The sequence below is a fragment of the Martelella limonii genome, assembly GCF_013344475.1.
Taxonomy (GTDB): Bacteria; Pseudomonadota; Alphaproteobacteria; order Rhizobiales; family Rhizobiaceae; genus Martelella; species Martelella limonii.
The window spans coordinates 1-1,231 of record NZ_JABUOU010000029.1 but is presented as its reverse complement, the minus strand read 5'-3'; the positions used below and the strand labels follow the sequence as shown (position 1 = coordinate 1,231).

Genomic DNA, 1,231 nt, shown 5'->3' with positions numbered 1-1,231 from the left:
CTCGCCACCCGAAAACCCGGTTTTGCCGCGAAGCAGGTCGAAGATCTTGCCGACCTGATGGGGCTCGCCTTTGACGACCACCTCGCCGCCATCCCGGAGCTGGCAGACACCGCGCTCCAGTCGGGCCGGGCCGTCCCCTTCGTGGTCGCCGACCTCGTCACCGCGATCCTCGCCGTTCGCCCGGATGCGGAGCCGCTGGCCTGGGCCATGGCCGACATGCTGATTGCTTCCCTCCTGAAATCGAACCGACCCGTGCCGCTGCTGATGGCGGAGCGCTATGGCCCGGCGTTTCGCACAATCGGGGGCAGGGGACGCGTGCGGCCGGGAGAACCAGGTTTTGGTCGTGCCGTCTGCCTGGCGCTCGTCGATGGCGCCGCAACCGCGCTGCGCGCGGCGGACGCGATCGCGCGCCGGGCGAATGTTCTTGTAGCCGTGACGCCGAAGGTGCGGACCAAGGGCGCCGGCCCTGTCATTCAGAAACTGCTGGATGCGGACGCCAGCCCGGCGAGTGCCCCCGGCAGCAATCTCTCCCGCTGGGCCGCCACGCGCCTGTTCGAAAGGCTCGAAGGTTTTGGCGCCGTGCGCGAACTGTCGGGCCGGTCGTGGTTCCGGATTTACGGGTTGTGACGATGGCGGGAGCAGCAAATAACAGGCCGTCCCGCCGCCGGAAAGCGAGCGCCGAAGACGAAAAGGCGGGAGGCGAACGCCTCTTCGATCGCGAGCTTGAGGCCTTGCCGCCCGACCTGCGATGGCGCGAATGGATGCTGCGGGTGGAGGCGGTGATCTTCGCCGCCGGCGCGCCCTATACCTACGTCACGACCAAGCACTTTCTTTCGGCATTCGGCATGGAAACGCTGCGCGACCTGCCGGATATCGGGGCATTGGAGGATGCAGGGTTGCTCAGCCGCCAGGCCGTTCAGGAAGAGGTGATGGTGTCCGAGATGGAGGGCGAGGAGGAATGAGGCTGCGTCCTAAGTGAGAGAGTTAGCCGACATCATCAGGAAGGCGCGGGACGCGCGGGAGGATCGCACCACGGCAATGTGCCAATCGATCAAGGCAGGACGAACACCTGAACACGCCAGTGTATAGATGTCGACATCCTGGCGAGCAGGTCATAAGAAATAGCCAGGCGGACTTTTCGGCGTCCGTTGAAAAGCAAAGTCGGTCGGGACATTTCGATGCAGGAAAATTCCGAAACCCGCGGGCGGGATGCTGACGTGAAGCGTCAGAT

2 protein-coding genes are annotated in these 1,231 nt (G+C 64.8%); both read left to right on the top strand.

Annotated elements, in window-relative coordinates; translation table 11 throughout:
- On the top strand, positions 1-627 hold a 627-nt coding region (locus HPQ62_RS20885; RefSeq protein ID WP_174804522.1), incomplete at its 5' end, for a DUF1403 family protein.
- Positions 628-629: 2 nt separating this feature from the next.
- Entirely contained in the window at positions 630-962 is a 333-nt protein-coding gene (locus HPQ62_RS20880; protein ID WP_174804521.1) for a hypothetical protein, read from the top strand.
- Positions 963-1,231 lie beyond the last annotated feature (269 nt).

What these genes read in the sequence shown, in the direction of transcription:
- HPQ62_RS20880 (WP_174804521.1), top strand. Translation starts at nt 630, where the DNA reads ATGGCGGGAGCAGCAAATAACAGGCCGTCCCGCCGCCGGAAAGCGAGC.